At 64.5% G+C, this 20,934-nt stretch carries 22 protein-coding genes; 9 read left to right on the forward strand and 13 right to left on the reverse strand.

Annotation, left to right across the window (positions count from 1 at the left end; genetic code table 11):
- Positions 1 to 5 precede the first annotated feature (5 nt).
- The 3 genes from RA24_RS18080 to truA form a co-directional block, all read right to left on the reverse strand.
- Complete coding sequence (locus tag RA24_RS18080) at positions 6 to 941, reverse strand: 2-hydroxyacid dehydrogenase (protein ID WP_039193346.1); 936 nt, start codon at positions 939 to 941, stop codon at positions 6 to 8.
- A gap of 80 nt (positions 942 to 1,021) precedes the next feature.
- Positions 1,022 to 1,756, reverse strand: a complete 735-nt coding sequence (locus tag RA24_RS18085; protein WP_019298127.1) for an NYN domain-containing protein — start codon at positions 1,754 to 1,756, stop codon at positions 1,022 to 1,024.
- Positions 1,757 to 1,948: 192 nt separating this feature from the next.
- On the reverse strand, positions 1,949 to 2,716 hold the full coding sequence (gene truA, locus RA24_RS18090) for a tRNA pseudouridine(38-40) synthase TruA (protein ID WP_039150826.1): 768 nt from the start codon (positions 2,714 to 2,716) through the stop codon (positions 1,949 to 1,951).
- A 112-nt stretch (positions 2,717 to 2,828) separates the two neighbouring features.
- Here truA and RA24_RS18095 point away from each other — a divergent pair, with 112 nt between their 5' ends.
- Genes RA24_RS18095 through RA24_RS18105 form a run of 3 tightly spaced genes read left to right on the forward strand, consistent with a single transcriptional unit; the run spans position 2,829 to position 5,682 of the window.
- Entirely contained in the window at positions 2,829 to 4,244 is a 1,416-nt protein-coding gene (locus tag RA24_RS18095; RefSeq protein ID WP_039193348.1) for a YcjX family protein, read from the forward strand.
- A complete protein-coding gene (locus RA24_RS18100; RefSeq protein WP_039193350.1) occupies positions 4,241 to 4,696 on the forward strand; it encodes a GNAT family N-acetyltransferase in 456 nt (151 codons plus the stop codon). Before RA24_RS18095 ends, RA24_RS18100 begins: the two co-directional genes overlap by 4 nt.
- Positions 4,693 to 5,682, forward strand: a complete 990-nt coding sequence (locus RA24_RS18105; RefSeq protein ID WP_039193352.1) for a YcjF family protein — start codon at positions 4,693 to 4,695, stop codon at positions 5,680 to 5,682. The genes RA24_RS18100 and RA24_RS18105 overlap by 4 nt, the downstream gene beginning before the upstream one ends.
- A gap of 6 nt (positions 5,683 to 5,688) precedes the next feature.
- On the opposite strand, the gene RA24_RS18110 is transcribed toward RA24_RS18105, so the two are convergent.
- Positions 5,689 to 6,111, reverse strand: coding sequence for a group III truncated hemoglobin (locus RA24_RS18110; RefSeq protein ID WP_039193355.1), 423 nt, complete (start codon positions 6,109 to 6,111; stop codon positions 5,689 to 5,691).
- Positions 6,112 to 6,397: 286 nt separating this feature from the next.
- Here RA24_RS18110 and ileS point away from each other — a divergent pair, with 286 nt between their 5' ends.
- From ileS to RA24_RS18130, 4 genes are all read left to right on the forward strand, one after another.
- Entirely contained in the window at positions 6,398 to 9,340 is a 2,943-nt protein-coding gene (gene ileS / locus RA24_RS18115) for an isoleucine--tRNA ligase (protein WP_039193358.1), read from the forward strand.
- A gap of 234 nt (positions 9,341 to 9,574) precedes the next feature.
- A complete protein-coding gene (locus RA24_RS18120; RefSeq protein ID WP_039193362.1) occupies positions 9,575 to 10,339 on the forward strand; it encodes a hypothetical protein in 765 nt (254 codons plus the stop codon).
- Between the two features lie 140 nt (positions 10,340 to 10,479).
- Complete coding sequence (locus RA24_RS18125) at positions 10,480 to 11,559, forward strand: transporter substrate-binding domain-containing protein (protein ID WP_039193389.1); 1,080 nt, start codon at positions 10,480 to 10,482, stop codon at positions 11,557 to 11,559.
- Positions 11,560 to 11,573: 14 nt separating this feature from the next.
- Positions 11,574 to 12,596, forward strand: a complete 1,023-nt coding sequence (locus RA24_RS18130) for a transporter substrate-binding domain-containing protein (protein ID WP_039193365.1) — start codon at positions 11,574 to 11,576, stop codon at positions 12,594 to 12,596.
- Between the two features lie 10 nt (positions 12,597 to 12,606).
- Here RA24_RS18130 and RA24_RS18135 read toward each other — a convergent pair whose 3' ends face one another.
- Both RA24_RS18135 and RA24_RS18140 read right to left on the reverse strand, forming a co-directional pair.
- Entirely contained in the window at positions 12,607 to 12,957 is a 351-nt protein-coding gene (locus tag RA24_RS18135) for a hypothetical protein (protein ID WP_039174556.1), read from the reverse strand.
- Between the two features lie 128 nt (positions 12,958 to 13,085).
- A complete protein-coding gene (locus tag RA24_RS18140) occupies positions 13,086 to 13,460 on the reverse strand; it encodes a hypothetical protein (RefSeq protein WP_039193366.1) in 375 nt (124 codons plus the stop codon).
- Between the two features lie 179 nt (positions 13,461 to 13,639).
- On the opposite strand from RA24_RS18140, the gene RA24_RS18145 reads away from it, so the two are divergent.
- Complete coding sequence (locus RA24_RS18145) at positions 13,640 to 14,092, forward strand: methylated-DNA--[protein]-cysteine S-methyltransferase (RefSeq protein WP_039174553.1); 453 nt, start codon at positions 13,640 to 13,642, stop codon at positions 14,090 to 14,092.
- 125 nt (positions 14,093 to 14,217) lie between these two features.
- On the opposite strand, the gene RA24_RS18150 is transcribed toward RA24_RS18145, so the two are convergent.
- From RA24_RS18150 to fsa, 7 genes are all read right to left on the reverse strand, one after another.
- Complete coding sequence (locus RA24_RS18150; RefSeq protein ID WP_039150799.1) at positions 14,218 to 14,928, reverse strand: CDP-alcohol phosphatidyltransferase family protein; 711 nt, start codon at positions 14,926 to 14,928, stop codon at positions 14,218 to 14,220.
- Positions 14,929 to 14,967: 39 nt separating this feature from the next.
- The gene (locus RA24_RS18155) at positions 14,968 to 15,174 is read right to left on the reverse strand and encodes a hypothetical protein (RefSeq protein WP_019298113.1); all 207 of its coding nucleotides are present in this window, start codon (positions 15,172 to 15,174) and stop codon (positions 14,968 to 14,970) included.
- Positions 15,175 to 15,287: 113 nt separating this feature from the next.
- Positions 15,288 to 15,515: a GDCCVxC domain-containing (seleno)protein gene (locus tag RA24_RS22940; RefSeq protein ID WP_019298112.1), complete on the reverse strand. Its 228-nt coding sequence runs from the start codon at positions 15,513 to 15,515 to the stop codon at positions 15,288 to 15,290.
- A 50-nt stretch (positions 15,516 to 15,565) separates the two neighbouring features.
- Complete coding sequence (locus RA24_RS18165; protein WP_039193368.1) at positions 15,566 to 16,486, reverse strand: tyrosine recombinase XerC; 921 nt, start codon at positions 16,484 to 16,486, stop codon at positions 15,566 to 15,568.
- Positions 16,483 to 17,190, reverse strand: a complete 708-nt coding sequence (locus RA24_RS18170) for a DUF484 family protein (RefSeq protein WP_039193371.1) — start codon at positions 17,188 to 17,190, stop codon at positions 16,483 to 16,485. Before RA24_RS18170 ends, RA24_RS18165 begins: the two co-directional genes overlap by 4 nt.
- A 130-nt stretch (positions 17,191 to 17,320) precedes the next feature.
- Complete coding sequence (locus RA24_RS22355; protein WP_152612867.1) at positions 17,321 to 17,860, reverse strand: hypothetical protein; 540 nt, start codon at positions 17,858 to 17,860, stop codon at positions 17,321 to 17,323.
- A gap of 3 nt (positions 17,861 to 17,863) precedes the next feature.
- A complete protein-coding gene (gene fsa / locus RA24_RS18180) occupies positions 17,864 to 18,517 on the reverse strand; it encodes a fructose-6-phosphate aldolase (protein WP_039193374.1) in 654 nt (217 codons plus the stop codon).
- Positions 18,518 to 18,598: 81 nt separating this feature from the next.
- On the opposite strand from fsa, the gene RA24_RS18185 reads away from it, so the two are divergent.
- Positions 18,599 to 20,794, forward strand: a complete 2,196-nt coding sequence (locus RA24_RS18185; protein WP_039193377.1) for a primosomal protein N' — start codon at positions 18,599 to 18,601, stop codon at positions 20,792 to 20,794.
- The last annotated feature ends 140 nt before the right edge of the window (positions 20,795 to 20,934 follow it).

Here is a 20,934-nt window from a genome sequence, read left to right on the forward strand (position 1 = left end):
GGGGCTCAGTACCCCCGCTCACGGTCCACTTCGTGCAGCAGGTCTTCGCCCGCCTCCAGCCGCCGCAGGTTTTCCACCACGTCCTTCAGCGCATCGCCCAGATGCCAGCCGGACACATGCGGCGTAAGGGTGACTTGCGGATGCGCCCACAGCGGATTGTCCGCGGGCAGCGGCTCCTTGCTCACCACATCCAGCACCGCATGGCCGGGTGTGCCCGCGTCCAGCGCCGTCAGCAGCGCAGGCTCATCCACCAGATCGCCGCGGCCCGCGTTGATCAGCACCACGCCCGGCTTCATCGCCGCCAGCGTCTGTGCGTTCATCAGCCCTCGGGTGGCGGGGGTGGAGGGCAGGATCGAACAGACGTAATCGCATTCGCCCAGCATCTGCACCAGCGCCGCTTCGCCATGGCGGCAGTCCACGCCTTCGATCTCCTTGGGTGAGCGGCTCCAGCCCAGCACACGGAACCGCATGTCGCGCATTAGCTGCGCCGTCAGGCCGCCGATATGGCCCAGTCCCAATACGCCGACGGTGGTTTCCTGCGGACGGCGCGGCGCCAGCGGCTCCCAGGCGCTGCGGGATTGCGAGGCTGCATGGGCCAGCAAATTGCGCTGATCACGCAGCACATAGGCCAGGCAGAACTCTGCAATCTCATGCGCGGGTTCCAGCGGGCGCAGCCGGGCCACCCGCACATGCGGTGCCAGGCTGGGGTGCGCCACGATGGTATCCACCCCGGCGCCCAGCTTCTGCACCAGCTTCAGGTTTGGCAAATGTTCCGGCAGATCTCCCTTCAGCGCGGAGACCGCCAGCACCGTGATCTCATCCAGATTGCCGGGGGCTGATATCGGCCGGATATCGGCACCGGGGGCCATCGCCCGCAGTTCCTCTGCCAGCTGTTCCTCGGTATACCAGCCATCGTGGCCGATGCTGATCAGCATTGCCATGCGCGTTCCTCCCGTCGCCGCGTCCCATTTGCGGGACTAAGCCACGGTTTGCGCGCAAACGAAAGACGGTATTCGCAGCCTCAGTCCAACCGCCGCACCAGGATCTGGTTGCCTTCGCCGCGCTTGGTCTCAAACAGCTTCAGCGTTGCAATCAGTTCGCTCAGCTTGCGCTTGCCATAGCTGCGGGTGTCAAAATCCGGAAACGCCGCGGTGATATACTGGCCGATCTGGCCCAGGGTGAACCACTCGTCCTCCTGGCCGATCGCATCCATTGCCCGCACCACCAGCTTGGTCGGGTCCGCCAGTTCAGCCGGCGCATTGCCGTTGCCCTCTTCCTTCTTGGGCTTCGGCTTGGTCTTTGCCGGCTCCTCCAGCAAGTTCTCCACATAGATGAACCGTTTGCACGCCTGCACAAAGGCGGCGGGCGTCTTACGCATCCCCATGCCGAACACATCCACGCCTTGTTCGCGGATGCGGCTGGCCAGCCGGGTGAAATCGCTGTCCGAGGAGATCAGCACAAAGCCGTCGAAGCGGCCCGAATGCAGGATGTCCATCGCGTCGATCACCAGCGCAATGTCAGAGGCGTTCTTGCCGGTGGTATTGGCAAACTGCTGATGCGGCACGATCGCCAGTGCCGCCAGCTTCTCCTTGTTCCAGCCCTGCGGGCCGCCGCCGGCAAAGTCGCCATAGATGCGCCGGATGCTGGCCTCGCCGAAGGAGGCGATCTCCTCGAACATCGCCTCGGCGTATTTGGCAGAGATATTGTCGGCGTCGATCAGGACGGCCAGAAGGGGCGGTTTGGCTGTAGCGGGCATTCGGGGTCTCTGCTTCGTGTATTTGGGCAGCCCCGCCGCGCGCAGTGCCGCCGCAGGAACGCTGCCGGTTGGTCAGGTCCTGCGTCAGTGTGAGGGAGGGGTGTGGCGATAGAATGGCAGGGGTGTGGCAGCGGCCCGGTGCACAGGGGGTGCACAGGGGGTGTACGGATGGCACCCCCCGGATTTCAAGCTTCAGCCGAAGGGATCGTCCGGATACCCCACCCGCGCCAGATACAGCCCGTGCCCGGGGCAGACCGGCCCGCAGGCAGCGCGGTCGCAAGCGTCCAGCGCGGCCTTCACGTCCGCCGGTTCCCAGGCTCCGGCACCGACCCGCTCCAGCGTGCCGACAAAGCTCCTGACCTGGTTGTGCAAGAAGCTGCGGGCGCGGACGTGGAAGTGAATCTCCGGCCCGGAGAACCCCTGCACCCGCTCCACCCGCAGCTCATCCAGCGTCTTGACCGGGCTTGCCGCCTGGCAGATCGAGGAGCGGAAGGTGGTGAAATCATGATTTCCGATCAGATGGTTGGCGGCTTCCTGCATGGCCTCCGCATCGAGATCGTGATTGATCTGCCAGACCTGGCCCGCGTCATGGGTGGCAGGTGCGCGGCGGATCAGGATGCGGAACAGGTACTGCCGCTCTACCGCGGAAAACCGCGCGTGCCAGTCGCCGTCCACCCGGGCGCAGTCCACGATGGCGACCGGATCGGGCTTCAGGTGGTAGTTCAGCGCCTCAGACAGGCGGAACGGGTCCCATTCCTTGGCCATATCGCAATGCGCCACCTGTCCCAGCGCATGCACGCCGGTATCGGTGCGCCCGGCGGCGGCAATGGTGTGCTCCCCCGGCTCCAGCCGTGCCAGCGCAGCCTCGATCGCGCCCTGCACAGACGGCAGTTCCTTCTGCCTTTGCCAGCCGGCAAAAGGCTTCCCGTGGTATTCGACTTTCAAAGCAAAACGCGGCATGGCCGGGCAAGTAGCAACAGGGCCGAGCCGGGGCAAGCCCCGCGTGCGCTCTGGTATCCCGGCGGGATGCTGCCTATCTTGTGCTCAGCAAGAACAGAGCAGGATCAGGGCCTTGGTGATAACCTCCCTTGCAGACGGGGTGATGAGCGGGGTGGAGAGCGTCACTAGCGGCCTCTCCGCAGCGCTGTTCGACCGGCCCATCCGGCTCGGCGTCACCGGTTTGGCGCGCTCGGGCAAGACGGTATTCATCACCTCGCTGGTCGCCAACCTCATGGACCGGGGCCGGATGCTGCAGCTTGGCGCCGCGCGCGAGGGCCGGATCGAGGCCGCCTTCCTGCAGCCCCAGCCTGACGACACCGTGCCGCGGTTCGACTATGAAAACCACCTCGCGGCGCTGACCGGGCCGTCACCCCATTGGCCGGATAGCACAAGGGCGGTCTCCGAGCTGCGTCTCAGTCTCAAGGTGCGGCCCGCGGGCCTCTTGGCAGGCCTGCAGGGGCCGCGCACGCTGCATCTGGACATTGTCGACTACCCCGGCGAGTGGCTGCTGGATCTGGCCTTGCTGGACAAAACCTACGCTGAGTGGTCTGCCGATGTGCTGTCCCGCATTGCCAGCCGCCCGCAGGCGGCCCGCTTTCTGGCTGAACAATCCAAAGCCGTCCCCGCTGGAACACATGAGGAGCCGCAGGCGCAGTCGCTCGCCGCCGCCTTCACGGAATACCTGACAACCGCCCGCACCGCCGGGTTCTATGACTGCACCCCCGGCCGCTTTTTGCTGCCCGGCGATCTGGAAGGCTCGCCGGTGCTGACCTTCGCCCCGCTTCCGGCTGAGGCCAGCCCGCCGCGCGGCAGCTTGTGGCGGGAAATGGAGCGGCGCTACGAGGCCTATAAATCCAAGGTCGTGAAACCCTTCTTCCGCGATCACTTCGCCCGTATCGACCGGCAGGTGGTGCTGGTCGATGCGCTCTCGGCGATCCACTCCGGCCCGCAGGCGGTGGAGGATCTTCGCCATGCAATGACGGATATCCTCAGCGCCTTCAAACCGGGCCGCAACCATTTCCTGACCCGGCTTCTGGGCGGCAAGCGGGTGGAGAAGATTCTGTTCGCTGCGACCAAGGCCGACCACATGCATCATGCCCAGCACCCGCAGATGACCGCCATAATCGAGGCCCTGACCCGCGAGGCGCAGGACCGCGCCCGCTTTGCCGGGGCAGAGACCGCGGCGCTGGCGATGGCCTCCCTTCGCACCACGACGGAAGAAATGCGCCCCCACAACGGCGCTGAACTGCCCTGCGTGCGCGGCACCCTGCTGGACAGCGGAAAGCAGGCGGCCTTCTACCCCGGCGCTTTGCCGCAAGACCCGGCCCAGCTGCTCACCCCAGCGCGGCAAGGTGCTGAACGCTGGCTGGAAGGCGACTACCAGTCAATGGCATTTGCACCCGCGCCGCTCACCCTGAAACACGGCAGCGGCCCGCCGCATATCCGCCTCGACCGCGCCGCAGACTTCCTGATTGGAGATGCCCTGTGACCCTCTGCCTGCGCCCAGCCACACCTCTCGATGCGGGGGCGACCGGTGATATTCTCTACCGCTTCCAGCAAGATACCGCCTGGATGCCCAAGCTCTATTCATCGGCCCAAACGATCATGTTCTGCGGCATGATGATTGACCGGGGCTGGGTGACCGTGGCGGAGCGGGACGGGGCAGTTCTGGGTTTCCTCGCCCGCAAGGAGCAGGAGGTCTGCTCTCTCTACCTCGCTCCCGGTGCCTGCGGCCAAGGCGCGGGTAAGATGCTGCTGGATGCGGCCAAGGCGGAAGCGCCGCGGCTGGTGCTGAACACCTTTGCCGCCAATACAAGGGCGCAGCGGTTCTATCTGCGGGAGGGGTTTGCCGAGGTTGCCCGCGGCGATGGCTCTGGCAATGAAGAGGGCCTGCCTGACATCACTTATGAGTGGCGCGCAGTACAGGAGGCCGCGGCATGAGCAACAAGCCGGTCCTGTTTGATCTGGAGGAGGAGGCTGACGCCCCCTCTGTCGCAGAGGCGCCGCCGGTGCCCGATCCCGTACCGATGGCAGCGCGGCCAAACGCGATGGAACAGGCCGCCCGCATTGCGGCGCGCCGCCCCTCGCGGCTGGCCCGCTGGTTCTGGGCGCTGCTGGTTGCCGTCATTGGCGCCATGGCCTCGGTCGCGGCCTGGGATTTTGCCGCCGGCCTGATTGCGCGGGTGCCGGTGCTGGGCTGGGCCGTTACCGCTGGTCTCGGGCTGCTCCTGCTGCTGGCGCTGGCGATGGGCTTGCGCGAACTGGCCGCGCTCTCCCGGCTGCGCCGGGTCGATGCCTTGCGCCATCAGGCAGCGGAGGCCGTGGATCTGACCGCCGCCCGCGCCTTCACCACCCGGCTGGAGGCTTTCTACAACGGGCGCGAGGATCTCAGCTGGCACCAGGCAAGGCTGGCAGAGCGGCAGGCGGAGGTGATGGACGGCGACGCGCTGCTGCTGCTGGCAGAGGAAGAGCTGCTGGTGCCGCTGGACTCCATTGCCCTGCGCGAGGTGGAGGCTGCGGCCCGGCAGGTTGCGACGGTGACGGCGCTGGTGCCGATGGCGCTGGCGGATATCCTGACGGCGCTGGTCTCCTCGCTGCGGATGATCCGCCGGGTGGCGGGGATCTATGGCGGCCGTCCCGGTTTCTTCAGCTCCTGGCGGCTGACTCGCGCGGTGCTGGCGCATCTGGCCGCAACCGGCGCGGTGGCCGCTGGCGATGACCTGCTGGAGCCGGTGCTGGGCGGGTCGGTGCTGTCCAAGCTCTCCCGCCGCTTCGGCGAGGGGCTGGTCAACGGTGCCTTGTCCGCTCGCGTTGGCATCGCCGCGATGGAGGTCTGCCGTCCAATGCCGTTCTCACCGCAGCACAAGCCGAGCACCCGCAAGGTGGTGCAGCGGGCACTGACAGGATTGTTTTCAAAAGAAAAATAGGCGCTGTCAGAACAGTTTGGGCGGCTGGTCCTTGGGCTGGCGCATGGCCACCACGCCAGTGCGGAAGCCCTCGCCGATGCGGTCGGCCAAGGCGCCCCATTGAAGCGCGGTACGCTCTGGCAGCTCCGCCCGCAGCACTTGGTGGAACAGCCCAAGCCAAAGCGGGAAATGCTCTGCCTTCACGTCGGGACGTGAGACATGCACCCGCATCGGATTGCCGCTGTAACTGCGCTCGCGCAGGATCGCATTGCGCCAGAAGCCCGCAATCTTCTCCTCATGTTCCGGCCAGTCGGTGACATGGGCGGCAAACACCGGCCCCAGCACGTCGTCCGCACGCACCTGCATGTAGAACACCGCCACCACGCGGGAAATCTCCTCTGCGGTGATCTCGAACCGTGCCAGCGGGTTCTGTGTTTCGGTGTCGGTCATTGTCTGCTCCGGCCTGCCATCATCCGCTAGATAGGGTGAAGGCGGCGGAAGCGGAAGAGGGAAGGCGTATTTGCCGCTGCCCTCATCAAAATGCGGCACATCTGCCGCTTTACCCTCCCGCGCGCCCGTCCTATAAGGCGCTTCATGTCCCTATTCGCGGCCATCATTATTCGAATTATATCCCCGGCGCTCTGAAACCATTGAGCCGCCGGGCAAAGGCGCTTGAGCCATCGCGCCGAACCGAATATCCCAATTTCCGACCTTGATCATCCAAAGGACGCCCCCGATGTGCGCCGACACGCCCCAGACGCCTGACTACAAAGACACCCTGAACCTGCCGAAAACCGATTTCCCGATGCGCGCAGGCCTGCCCAAGCGCGAGCCCGCCTGGCTGGAGCGCTGGGCCGAGATCGGCGTCTACGACAAACTCCGCGACAAGGCCGCCGCGGCCAAGGGCGGCGACGCGGAACGCAAGCCCTTTACCCTGCATGACGGCCCGCCCTACGCCAACGGCCACCTGCACATCGGCCACGCGCTGAACAAGACCATCAAGGACATGATCGTCCGCTCGCACCAGATGATGGGCTTTGACAGCCGTTACGTGCCGGGCTGGGACTGCCATGGCCTGCCGATCGAATGGAAGATCGAGGAGCAGTACCGCAAGAAGGGCAAGAACAAGGACGCGGTGCCGGTTGTGGAATTCCGCCAGGAATGCCGCGCCTTTGCCGACAGCTGGGTCGAGATCCAGCGCGAGGAGTTCAAGCGTCTGGGCATCACCGGCAATTGGGATGATCCGTACCTCACCATGAACTACCACGCCGAGGCGGTTATCGCTGACGAGTTCATGAAGTTCCTGATGAATGGCACGCTCTATCAGGGCTCCAAGCCGGTGATGTGGTCGCCGGTCGAAAAGACCGCCCTGGCTGAGGCCGAGGTGGAGTATCACGACAAGGAAAGCTTCACCATCTGGGTGAAGTTCAAGGTTGCCGAACCTGCAGATCACAAGCTGGCCGGCGCCCAGGTGGTGATCTGGACCACCACCCCCTGGACCATCCCGTCGAACAAGGCCGTGGTTTTCGGCAAAGACATTGCCTACGGCCTCTATGAGGTCACCGGCACCCCGGATGAATGCTGGGCCGCCGTGGGTGACAAGTATATCCTGGCCGACAATCTGGCGGCTGAGGTGTTCAAGCGCGCGCGCCTGAGCGAGGACCAGTACACCCGGGTCGCCGATGTTCCTGTCTCCGATCTCGAAGGCGTCGGCCTGACCCACCCGCTGCACGGTGCCGAAGGCTCGAACGGCGAATGGGACGGTATCCGCGACTTCCGCGCGGCGCCTTTCGTGACTGACACCGAAGGCACCGGCTTTGTCCACTGCGCCCCCAGCCACGGCATGGAGGAATTCGAACTCTACCGTGATCTGAACATGCTGGAGCAGATGATCACCTACAACGTGATGGACGATGGCGGCTTCCGGGCCGACCTGCCGTTCTTCGGCGGCACCTATATCCTGAACCGCAAGGGCGGCGAGGGCGATGCCAACAAGACCATCATCGACAAGCTGGTTGAGGTTGGCGGCCTGCTGGCACGCGGCAAGATCAAGCACAGCTACCCGCATTCCTGGCGCTCCAAGGCGCCGATCATCTACCGCAACACGCCGCAGTGGTTCGCCTCCGTCGACCGCAAGCTGGACGACGGCATGGATGAGATGGGCAGCAGCATCCGCGAACGTGCCCTGCGCTCGATCGACGAACTGGTGAAATGGTGGCCGCAGACCGGCCGCAACCGCCTGCATTCGATGATCGAAAGCCGCCCCGACTGGGTTCTGTCGCGCCAGCGCGCCTGGGGCGTGCCGCTGACGTGCTTTACCAAGAAGGGTGCGCTGCCGACCGATGCGGACTTCCTCTTGCGCAACGAAGACGTGAACAAGCGCATCGTCGCAGAGTTTGAAGAGCACGGCGCCGACGTCTGGTACCAGGATGGTTTCAAAGCGCGGGTGCTGGGTAACTCCGTGGACCCGGATGACTACGATCAGGTATTCGACGTGCTGGACGTGTGGTTCGACTCCGGTTCGACCCATGCCTTTGTGCTGCGAGACCGCGAGGACGGCACCGAGGACGGCATCGCCGACGTTTACATGGAAGGCACCGACCAGCACCGCGGCTGGTTCCACTCCTCGCTGCTGCAGGCCTGCGGCACCAAGGGCCGCGCGCCTTACCGCAACGTGGTGACCCACGGCTTCACGCTGGACGAGAAGGGCATGAAAATGTCCAAGTCGCTCGGCAACACCATCGTGCCGGAAGAGGTCGTCAAACAATACGGCGCCGACATCCTGCGCCTGTGGGTGGCCCAGACCGATTACACCGCCGACCAGCGGATCGGGCCGGAGATCCTGAAAGGCACCGCCGACAGCTACCGCCGCCTGCGCAACACCATGCGGTTCATGCTGGGCTCCCTGGGCGACTTCAGCGAGGATCAGCGGGTTGAGCCTGCGGATATGCCGGAGCTGGAGCAGTGGGTGCTGCACCGTCTGGCCGAACTGGATCACAGGGTGCGCACCGGCTACCAGTCGTTCGACTTCCAGGGCGTGTTCTCGGCGGTCTTCAACTTTGCCACTGTCGACCTGTCAGCCTTCTACTTCGATATCCGCAAGGATGCGCTTTATTGCGATGGCGACACCCTGAACGCCCGTGCAGCCCGCACCGTGCTGGATATCCTGTTCCACCGCCTGACCACCTGGCTGGCGCCGATCCTGGTCTTCACCATGGAAGAGGTCTGGCTGGAGAAGTACCCGGGTGAGGGCAGCTCCGTGCATTTGCAGGATATCCCGGTGACGCCCGCCGACTGGCTAAATGAGCCGCTGGCCGCCAAATGGTCCAAGATCCGCCAGGCCCGCCGGGTGGTGACCGCGGCGCTGGAGGTGCAGCGCACCGACAAGGTGATCGGCGCCTCGCTGGAGGCCGCTCCGGTGGTGCATGTGCGCGACGGTGAGGCGCTGGCGGCGCTGAAGTCGGTGAATTTTGCTGATATCTGCATCACCTCGGACATCGCGCTGACCAATGACCCGGCCCCCGCCGAAGCCTTCCGGATGCCGGAAGTGGACGGCGTGTCGGTGGTGTTTGAAAAGGCCGACGGCGGCAAGTGCCAGCGCTGCTGGAAGATCCTGCCGGATGTCGGCAGCCACGGGCATGAGGGCGTCTGCGGCCGCTGCGACAGCGCGCTGGGGTAAGCCGCTCCTCACCTCTGAATTGCACGCAACGCCCGGCCACGCGCCGGGCGTTGTCCTTTTTGCGATGATGTTATGGCATTTTTCACACTTTTTCCGGGAAATGCCTTGTGCCCTGCAAGATCGGATTCCTCTAGATGTTGACCGGTTTTCTACAATTGGTTAAGAATTCGTTAATTCCATGTAGATTTAAAACGTCATTTCAATAAGTGGCATGGGGCAGGGGGACAGTTTTCTATGCTGAAGCTGAAAGCGGACGCGCAACCGGCGGCTGAGCCGGGTGAAGCGCGCGGCAAGGCAGTGCGGATTGACGGGGTGTCAGCGCCGAAGAATATCAAGATCGGGCTTGTGGCGGCACACCCTGAGCCCGTCAAGGCAAAGCCCGCTTCCAGCGCCGCCGCCAGCGCGGTCAAGGCCGCCAGGCCAGGCCAGCCGGCAAAAAGCTTAAAACCCGCGAAGCCGGAGCCGAAAGCCGCTCCCGAACCGAAGCAGTTCGCGCCTGTGGCAGCTGAAGGCCCCTCGGCGCTGCCCAAGCTGGGTCTGGCGGCGGCCGGCCTTGCGGTGGCGGCTGCGATGCTGCTCTATTTTCAGTTCGGCGGCAGCGATGCTGCAGAGGCTGTTCAGGCCGTGGCAGTGCCGGTGGAGCAGAACGTGGAAGCGGTCCCGGCTGGTGCCGCAGCAGCGGCAGGGCTCGAGGGCACTGCCGCCAGCGGCGAGGACGCGCTGGTCGCCCGGATCACCGAAGGCACGCTGGCAGCGCTGCGCAGCAAGCAGGCTCAGCCCGCCGCTTCAGTCCAGGCTGCGCCTGCTGCGCCTGCAGAGGGCTCGGCGCTCTACAAGATGGTGCTGACCGCTGCCGCGCAGGGCCAGTCCGCGGCCTATATCGACCAGCTGGTGAACGGCGCCTATGAGCGTCAGGAAATCTCCGTCCCGTCCAGCCTGATCGGCGCCGATGGGCGGGTGGATACCGCAACGCTGCTGGCGCTGTTCGTCGGAAACTAAGACCCGTCAGCTGCGGCGCCAGAATGGCGCTGCCGCGCGGGCAGCCGCACTGCCCGCGGACCTCAATCAACAAGAAATCAATACAATGGGCGCCACCCGCCATTTCTGCGGATCAGGTGCTGCACACTTCCGGGGGGATCATGAAGACCTTTTTCGCTGCCGCCGCCATCGGGCTGTCCGGCCTCTTTGCCACGTCTGCTGCTGCCGAAACCTGCGGCGGCATCTATACCGTGCAATCCGGTGACAGCCTGTCGGTGATTGCCGACAAGCTCTACAAGGACGCGGGCAAATGGAGCGCCATCCACAACCGCAACATCGACCAGATCGGCCCTAAACCTGGCGCGATCCGGGTTGGCATGAAATTGTCTCTCGCCTGCCTCGAAGGGCTGCCTCTGGGCTTGCCGGGCGGCAAGGACATCACCGCTGCCGCGCCTGCTGTTGCAGTGCCGGTCAAGGTGGCGCCGGGCAACGCGGCTGTACGCCAGAAAATCAACCTGCTGACCGGCGACGACTACGCGCCCTTCACCTCCAAGGCGTCGCACAACGGCGGCCTGATCACTGAAGTGGTGAATGCTGCAATGACCCAGGCCGCCCCGGCTGAGGGCTATGCCATCCACTGGGTCAACGATTGGTCCTCGCACTTCGACCCGCTGCTGTCCAATGCGCTGCTGGACCTGGGCTTCCCCTGGTACAAGCCTGACTGCGAAACCATGCCCGACAGCTACCGCTGTCAGAACTTCCACTTCTCCGAGCCGATGTTCGAAACCCTGATGCTGCTGTTTGCGCATAAGGACCGGCCGTTTGTGTTCACCAGCGACAGCGACATCGAGGGCAAGACCCTGTGCCGCCCCGCGGGTTACCTGACCTTTGATCTGGATGAGCGTGGCCGCCGCTGGATTGCCGACAAGAAGATCACCCTGAAACAGCCGCACAAGGTGAAGGACTGTTTTGACATGGTGGCCGCGGGCGAGGCGGACGCGGTGGCGATCAACGAATTCACCGGCCGCAGCGTGATGAAGGAGGCGGGCATTGCCGACCAGTTCACGGTTCTGCCGCAGCCGCTGTCGGTGCTGGGCATCTATGTGGTGGTGCACAAGACCCATCCGCGCGCGGGTGAAATGCTGGCAATGATCAACAAGGGCCTGCGTTCGATCCAGGAAGACGGCAGCTACCAGGCCATCGTCGAAGACCACATGGCCCGGATCTGGGCCGGGTTCTGAGGGGGGATGCCTGAATGAAACGGCTTTTTTCACGCCTCCTGCGGCTAGCTGCCCTGTTCACCATGGCACCCGCTGCGGCCTGGGCGATCTGCGACGTGGACTATGTGGCGCAGCCCGGCGATACGCTGTTCTCCATCGCAGAGACCCATTACGGCGACCGCAACCGCTGGACCATGGTTTATTACCGCAACCAGAAACTTCTGGCCGGCGCCACGGTGCTGCCGGGCCGCAAGCTTTTCATCCCCTGCCTCACCGGCGCCACCGCGCCGGATGCCACGCCGCTCAGGCAGGAGAAGGCAGAGCTGACGCTGCTGACCGGCAGCGGCTACGGCCCGTTCACCGACCGCAGCCTGCCGGGGCAGGGCATGGTGACAGAGCTGATCAACGCAGCACTTGAGCTGGCACCAGCACCGGTCAGCTATTCGGTCAGCTGGGAGGACGACTGGTCCAAACACCTGTTCCCGATGCTGGACAAGAAAGAGTTCGACATGGGATTTCCGTGGCTCAAGCCCGACTGCGCGGCAGAGCCTGGCAATGAGCGCTGCGCGAATTTCCATTTCTCCGAACCTGTCATGACCATGCCCATCATGCTGTTCGTGCGGGCCGGCGGCGGTTTTGAATATGAGGACGACAGCGATGTCGAGGGCAAGACTCTATGCCGCCCGGCGGGCTACTTCACCCATGACCTGAACCGCGCAGACCGGCGCTGGCTGGACGGCGAAAAGATCACCCTGGTGCAGCCGGAAACCCCGGCCGACTGTTTCCGCATGGTGTCAGAGGGACAGGTGGACGCGGCGGCGGTGAACCTGTTCCTGGGTGCCAATACCATTGTGGCAGAGGACCTGCGCGACACTGTGGTGCCGCTGGAAAAACCGCTGTCGGAAGAAGGCCTGCATGTGGTGATTTCCAAGCGCCACTGGCGCGGCACCACCCATCTCTACCGGATCAACGCAGGACTGCAGAAGCTGCGGGACAGCGGCCGGTTCGAAGAGATCATGTCGCGGCACCTGGAGCTGTTCTGGGCACAGCTGCAATAAGACGGAGAGGTCAGGCCGTCAGCGTCCTGGCCTCCTGATAGCCCTGATAGGCTGCCTGGGCCCCGCCGGGCGGGATCCGGTCTGCCGGCCAGGCGCGCTGCATCAGCAGATGCTCTGCCAGCACAGCGTTTTCGTGAAACAGCTCATCTCCGGGTGCAGCGGTTTCGCGTCCCGCGGCGTCCCAGAAAAACTCGCTGTTTTCCGGATGCGGCGCATCCTGCGGATGCTCGTCCTGACCGCGCGGCGTGTTGTCGGCGGTTTCGCTCTTGTCCGGGTCATCGGAGCGGACAACCGGGCGGGCGGTCAGAAAACCGCGGTTTGGCCTGATGGGATCTATACGTCCCGAAACTGGTATAAACATCACAGAGGGTCCTTCGCAGAGGCACTGAACCGTTCTTTAACCAGTTTTAACACAACAGGCTTAACGGCAGGTAAACACATTCAGGCGGCGTGGTATGTGCCCTTGCAGACGGGCCTTGGTTTGGCGGGTCAGCCAATGATGCGCTGCACCTTGGCATAGTTCGCCTCTGCGGTCAGCACACTGACCGGCTTTGGGCCTGCCTGGCAGCCATTCATCAGATCCTGATAGTAGGCATCCATGTCGATGCCTTTCGCCGGGCGCGGTTCCAACGCCTCGGCCCGCGCCATTTCCCGGGCCGGGCCGACATACTGGGCGGTCAGGGCGTCAGCAGGGCTGCCGGCCTGCACGGCATCCCGCGCTGGAGTGCGCGTCATGCCTTTGATCAAAGACGCATCAGCCAGTTCCCGTGCAGTGGTTCCCGAAGCCGGTGCCTCCTGGCGCAAGGCCTGGATCTGCTTCATGCCGTTGTAGAAACCGGCAGGGCTGGAAACTGCTGAAATCATCTGACTGACCTTTAGCTCTCTTCTTGAAACTCACTTTAGTCGAATTTGATGCAATCTGGCGGTAAACCGTTAGCACTGGTTAACAAAGCGTTAACGCGGCAGCCGGGGACCGATGTCCGGGCTTGCGGACCGCGCACCGGCACCAGAGAATGCAGCCGGGAGCAGGCCGGAGGAAAAGGATGATTTCAGCAAGTCTTGAGACGCCCGTCGGGCCGCTCAGCGTGGCAGAGCGGGACGGCGCCATCGTGCGGCTGGACTGGACGGCGGAGGCCAGCGGGCAGTCAGCGCTGCTGACCCGGGCGCTGGACCAATTGCGCGCCTATTTTGCGGGGGAGCTGACGGTGTTCGACTTGCCGCTGCAGGTGGACGGGTCTGATTTTCAGCGCGCCGTCTGTGATGCAATGCTGGCGATTCCCTTTGGCGAGACCCGCACCTATGGCGATATTGCCAAACAGCTGGGGGCGCCGCCGCAACCGGTCGGAAATGCCTGCGGCGGCAATCCGATCCCGGTGATCATCCCCTGCCACCGGGTGCTGGGCGCCAGCGGTCTTGGCGGGTTTTCCGGCAAAGGCGGGGTGGAGACCAAGGTGGCTCTGCTGAAACACGAAGGCGCTGCCAGCCTGCTGATTTGATCTTTACGGCAGACGCGTCTTTATGACAGCCGCGGCGGCTGCTTCTTTCTGGTTGAAAATACCCCGGGGTGAATGCGCCCGCAGGGCGCAGAGGGGCGGCGCCCCTTCAAGTGGCAGGGCGGTATTCAAGCCCTTGAGGACGTGCGCTGCCGTTCCGGCACAATCTGCTGGGCGATGCCGACAAACAGCAGGTAGACCGAGGTCACCACCAGCCCCCAATGCGCCCAGCTGGCCGGGTGGAAGTCGACCCAGGCGGCCCAGCCCGCAAAGAAGGTCCAGGCCAGCGCCATCGGCAGCGACACCTTGCGCCAGCGCACCGTGCGCACCGGATGGATGAACTTCAGCGGCAGGAACATCGCCACCGACAGCAGCGTCACCAGCACCAGACTAGTCCAATGGCTCGGCTCCAGCGCAAAGATCACCAGCACCGGCATGTTCCACACGCCGGGATAGCCGGAAAAGGAATTGTCCTTGGTCTTCATTCTGGTGTCGGCGTAATACATCGCGCTGCCAAAGGTGATTACGATGATCGCAAACCACCCTGTCCAGCCCGCCATCAGCCCGGATTGGAACAAGGCAAAGGCGGGAATGAAGACATAGGTCAGGTAGTCGATGATCAGGTCCAGCAGCACCCCGTCGAACTCCGGCGAGTAGCGCTTGACGTGATAGTGCCGCGCCAGCGGCCCGTCGATGCCGTCCACCGCGAAGGCAACCACCAGCCACAGGAACATCAGGCTCCATTTACCCTCAGCCGCCGCCAGCATTGCCAGCATGGCAAAGACGGCGCCGGTTGCGGTGAGCAGGTGAACGGAAAGAGCGCGGATCTGAGGTGTCATGCGACCGTGATGGCGAATTTGCCCCGGAGCCGCAACCGTTCAGTGCAGAATTGGGCGGAATTCCGTACCCGCCGCCAACTGGATCCGCGCCATGCTGCGGCCATGCGGCGCCGGGTCGGTGATGTCGGGCGAGGAGAAAGGGGATTGTGCGGGCCTGTCGCGCTGCCATGGCTGCACATCAGGCGGCGGGGCAGGGGCGGCAGGGGCGCCATCGGCAAACAAAACGGCAAAGCCGGCGGGGGTCATGGCAGAATCCTTTCTGGATCGGTTTCTGCCATCTGGCCTGCAGCGCCTTAACAGAGGCTTGCTGCCTGCTGCGGAAATTAGTGCGGATTTTATTCAACCGGGCGGTAAACCGGTCAGCCGCAGCAGCCGTCCCCCTTTTGCACCGGCGGGCACGGAACGGTCCCGTAGGAACAGAAAACACAGCAATCGCCGGGCTTTGGCCGCAGCAGGGTTTTGCAGGCGGGGCACTCATGAAACCACTGGCAGGCGTTCTGCGGCATCTCCTCTGCCGCCTGATGCCCGCAGGCGGGGCAGGTCAGGATACTGGTCAGTTCCACTTGTGCGGGGTGTTCATCGGGCATGGTAGACCCTCCTGCTGACAGCAAAGGCCAGCAAGGCGGGCGGGGTCAAGTCACGCTTTCGGGTGGGCCTTGTTGTAGACTTCCAGCAGGTGGGTGGTGTCCACCGCAGTATAGGCCTGGGTGGTCGACAGCGACGCGTGCCCGAGCAGTTCCTGAATTGCGCGCAGGTCGCCGCCCGCCTCCAGCAGGTGGGTGGCAAAGCTGTGGCGCAGCGCGTGCGGGGTGGCGGTGGCGGGCAGGCCCAGCTGGGCGCGGGTCCTGGCCATCACCCCCTGGATCTGGCGCGGGTTCAGCGCGCCGCCGCGCACGCCGCGGAACAGGGGGGCCTTCGCCTCCTGCGGATGCGGACACAGCGACAGGTAACGCTCCACTGCATCGCGGGCGGCGGGCAGTACCGGCACCACGCGTTCTTTCCGGCCCTTGCCCAGGATGCGCAAGACCGGCGGCAGCGGTGCATCCGCACCCGTCAGCCCAAGCGCCTCGGATATCCGCAGCCCGCAGCCATACAGCAGCGTCACCACGGCGACGTCCCGCGCCGCCACCCAATCCTGCTGCGACTGCAGCTCAACGGTTTCGAGGACGGCCTTGGCGGCCTCCGGCGCCAGCGGGCGGGGCAGTTTCTTCTGAAACTTGGGAGAGCGCGCCAGCAGCACCGCGGCCGGCTCAAACCCTTCGCGCTCCGCCAGCCAGCGGTAGAAATTCTTGACCGCCGACAGCTTGCGCGCCAGCGACCGCGCGCCGGTGCCGGAGTTACGCTCCGACGCCATCCAGGCCCGCATGTCAGAGGTGGTGATCCGTGCCAGCGCCCCCAGCCCCTGCGGCCCGCCGCTGTGCTGGGTCATGAAGGCCAAGAAGGTGGAGACGTCACCGCGGTAGGCGGTGAGGGTGTTGGCGGAGGCATCCTCCAGCCCGCCCAGACGCTCCAGCCACAGCTGCAGGGCGTCGCGGCAGGCGGGGGAAATCAGCGTCATGACAGCCAGTAGCGCATCGAGCGTTCAAAGACGCCGCCAAAGAAAGTCAGGAGGTCCGTGCCTTGCATCGGCGAGAACTGATGCGGATCTTCCGATCCCATCACCAGCATACCGGGCAGGCGGCCTTCGCCCAGGTCCAGCATCAGGCAAGCCTCTGAACGGATCCATTCGGCCTTCATCCCGTAGACCCGCGGGCTGCCGCCCTGGGTCTGGCGCAGGGTCACGGGGCGGTCGCTGCCGGGCTGGCCTGCATAGCTTTCGGTGAAACCGGGGCCTGCCAGCTTCAGTGCGCCGGACTTGCGCTCCACCTCGGCGCCGCCGGGCTGGGCGGTCTCCAGCACCAGCGCCAGCGCATGGACGCGCAGGATTTCCGGCATGTCCTGCTCAAGGCAGGCCAAAAAGGCGGTGAAATCGCGCGGCTCCAGCAGCCGCAGCACGGCGCGGTGGATGAGGTTGGTGCCGGCCAGGTTGTCATAGGCCGCGGCAATCACCGAGCGGTGGGTATCCTCCAGCCGGTCCAGCCGCGCCGCCATCCGTTCCATCGCGATGCCGCGCAGGTCAACCACGTTGGACCCCATCGCCCGCTCATTGGCTGCAACCAGGGCGTTCATCAGGTGCTGATCCTCCAGCACCGCATCGGGTTTGGCGAGGATCGCCTCGCGCAACTGGTCTTCCAGGCTGACTGTATTGCTTGAACTGCTCATGTGAACTCTTACGGCTCCGGACCTCTGACGGGTTTGGTGCCGTTTATAACACGGGATTTCCCTGATGCTGCGGAAAAATGCGGGGCGCACGGAAATTGCTGTATGGATGCGCGCTTGAATTGCTCAACGGCTAATTTTCAGCCGTTGCTGCGAGTGGCGAATTGAATCGTGCCGGATCCCTGACTTCCTGATGAATCTGATCGAGAGTCGGCTGCAACAGTTTGTCGTGTGCACTCCAAATCTGTTCAAGATTGGAGGGCTTGCCGTCCGCCTTGAACTTCACCTGTTTGGGGAAGGTTAGCAAAGATAAGAAGCCGAGGTGGTCCCGCGTTTCGGCTTTCCGCCAAGGCAAAGAGATCAGCGCTTTCCCCCACTTCTGCGGGTCGCTACCCAAAGCTGCAGCTGAACTTTCAGCAGACGCGCAGTGAAAATGCCATGCTTCAACAATAAGCTGCCTGCCGTGCGGCAGATACAGGCATTTCACTATCCTGATGCCATCTTCACGAACCGGCCCCAGAAAATCAGCTGCATATTCCTGATTGTGTGGTTCCCAGCCTGGCTTCCAAGCTGGGTGCGGGACATAGCCATAAGACGAAAGTGCCTTTGCCAGCCTGTCAGATAGGATGGCAAAGGCTTGTTTGTGCTGTAACTTTGGCTTTTTGGCGGCCACAGATTACAGGATCTTGATCTCTGCCGCCTTGATGTCGGCCAGGAAGGCGTCCAGGCCCTTGTCGGTCAGCGGGTGGTTCACCATCGCCTTGATCACGGCAGGCGGAGCGGTGATTACGTCAGCGCCGATGCGGGCGGAATCCAGCACGTGGTTTACGGAGCGGATCGAGGCCGCCAGGATCTGGGTCTCGAATCCGTAGTTGTCATAGATGGTGCGGATGTCCTCGATCAGTTCCATGCCATCGAGGTTGATGTCGTCCAGACGCCCGATGAAGGGGGAGATGAAAGTTGCGCCCGCCTTGGCCGCCAGCAGCGCCTGGTTGGCGGAGAAGCACAAGGTCACGTTCACCATATGGCCGTCATCGGTCAGGGTTTTACAGGCTTTCAGCCCGTCCCAGGTCAGCGGCACCTTCACCGCGATGTTCTCGGCGATCTCCACCAGCTTGCGGCCTTCGGCGATCATGGTTTCCGCATCTGTGGCGGTTACCTCGGCAGAAACCGGCCCGTCGACCAGATCGCAGATCTCCTTGGTGACCTCGATGATGTCGCGGCCGGATTTCTTGATCAGCGAGGGGTTGGTGGTGACACCGTCCACCATGCCCAGATCGTTCAGCTCGGCAATGGCGCCGATCTCGGCAGTATCTACGAAGAATTTCATGGGGCAGTCCTTTGGATGGGTTGGCCTCGGTCGCCACAGCCTTTACCTCATGGAAATACGGGCGGCAACACAGGCAGCAGTATGAGCGGGCAGGAGTTCTTTCAGGCAGGCGAGAGGGTTGGGGTTCTGACCACGCAACCCCTTGACCGGCTGCTGGATTACCGCGCGCCGGAGGGCGGCTGCTACCTCGGCGCCTATGTCGAGGTGCCCTTGGGTCCGCGCAAGGTGCTGGGCGTGGTCTGGGGGCCGGGTGCCGGGGATTTCGATTCGGCCAAGCTGCGCTCGGTGATCCGGGTGCTGGATGTGGCCCCGATGCGGACCGAAATGCGCCAGTTCCTTGGCAAGGCCGCCGATTACACCCTGACACCGATGCCTGCGATGCTGCGGCTGGCCACCCGTGCGCCGGGTCTTTCCGATCCGCCGTCGATGCGCAAGATCCTGCGCCGGGGCGAGGGCGTGCCGGACCGGATGACGGATGCCCGCACCCGGGTGCTGGAGGTGCTGGAGGAGTATGGCGGCCTTGCCTTCACACCCAGGGAACTCGCCGATATGGCGGATGTGACACCCTCGGTGGTGAAGGGGCTGGTCAAGCAGGGCGCCCTGCGCGAGGAGGAAGCCCCCCGCGACACCCCTTATCCGCATCTCGACCCGGAACTGCCCTCAAAACAGCTGACCGAGGATCAGGCCAAGGCTGCCGCTACTCTGGCTGAAGGTGTGTACAGCGGGCGCTACGGCACCACGCTGCTGAAGGGCGTCACCGGCTCCGGCAAGACCGAGGTCTATCTGGAGGCCGTCGCCGCCGCCCTGCGCGCCGGGCGGCAGGCGCTGGTGCTGCTGCCCGAAATCGCGCTCACCGCTGAGTTCCTGACCCGCGTCGAGGCGCGCTTTGGCGCCAAACCGGCTGAATGGCACTCCGGCGCCACCATGACCGAACGCCGCCGGGTCTGGAAAATGGTCGGGCAGGGAGCGGCCCAGCTGGTGATCGGCGCCCGCTCAGCCCTGTTCCTGCCGTTCCGCGACCTGGGCCTGATCATCGTCGATGAGGAACACGACACCTCCTACAAGCAGGAGGACGGGGTTCTGTACAACGCCCGCGACATGGCAGTGCTGCGCGCGGCGATGTGCTCGGCGCAGGTCGTGCTGGCCTCCGCCACGCCTTCGCTTGAGACCTGGGCCAATGCCGAGGCCGGCAAGTACAACCGTCTGAACCTCACCTCCCGTTTCGGCGCTTCGGTGCTGCCGGACATGCGCGCAGTGGATATGCGGTCAGAGGACCTGCTGCCCTCCACCTGGATCTCGCCAACCCTGAAACAGGCAATGAAACTGCGCTTGGAACGCGGTGAGCAATCGCTCCTGTTCCTCAACCGCCGCGGCTTTGCCCCGGTTACCATCTGCCGCGCCTGCGGCGCGCAGGTGGCCTGCGACCATTGCGATGCGCGGATGGTGGAGCACCGCTTCATGAAGCGGCTGATGTGCCACCAGTGCGGCGAGACCAAACCCGTGCCGGAGGCCTGCCCCTCCTGCGAGGTGGAGGGCAAGATGGCCCCGGTCGGCCCCGGCATCGAGCGGCTGGCGGAGGAAGCCACCGCCATGTTCCCCGAGGCCCGCATTGCGGTGCTCAGCTCCGACTTGTTCGGCTCTGCCCGCGCGCTGAAAAGCCGGATCGAGGAGATCGCCGCAGGCGAAGCCGACATCATCCTCGGCACCCAGCTGGTCGCCAAGGGCCATAACTTCCCTTTGCTGACGCTGGTGGGGGTGATTGACGCCGACCTTGGCCTGCAGGGTTCCGACCTGCGCGCGGCAGAGCGGACCTTTCAGCTGATGCGTCAGGTGGCGGGCCGGGCAGGGCGCGCCGAACGCCCGGGGGAGGCCCTGATGCAGACCTTCCAGCCGGAGCACCCGGTGATCCGGGCGATCCTGTCTGGGGATGAGGAAAGCTTCTGGAAAGCAGAAGCCGCCGAGCGTCAGGCCGCTGGCGTGCCGCCCTATGGCCGGATGGCCGGGATCATCCTGTCCGGGCCGGATCTGGCGGCGGTCTTTGACCTCGGCAATGCGATGGCCCGCAACGACGGACCGCTGCGCCAGATCGGCGCCCAGCTGTTCGGCCCCGCCCCGGCCCCCATCGCCCGCGTCCGCGGCCGCCACCGGGTGCGGCTGCTGGTCAAGGCGCCGAAAGGCGTGCCGTTGCAGGAGGCGCTGGCCCGCTGGACCGCGCCGCTGCGGCTGAAGGGCGACTTGCGCCTCAGCATCGACATCGACCCGCAGAGCTTTTTCTGAGACCGGGCAGGGGGCGCTGCCCCCGGCCTGCGGCCTCCCCCGGGGTATTTCTTACCAGAAAGAAGCGGCCTTTCTCTTGCCCGGCATATCCCTGTGCGAGGCAGAGCCTCGCATTTCCAGTCTCTGCGCGCTGATGCGGA

This window comes from Leisingera sp. ANG-M6 (assembly GCF_000813905.1).
In the GTDB taxonomy this organism is placed as follows: domain Bacteria; phylum Pseudomonadota; class Alphaproteobacteria; order Rhodobacterales; family Rhodobacteraceae; genus Leisingera.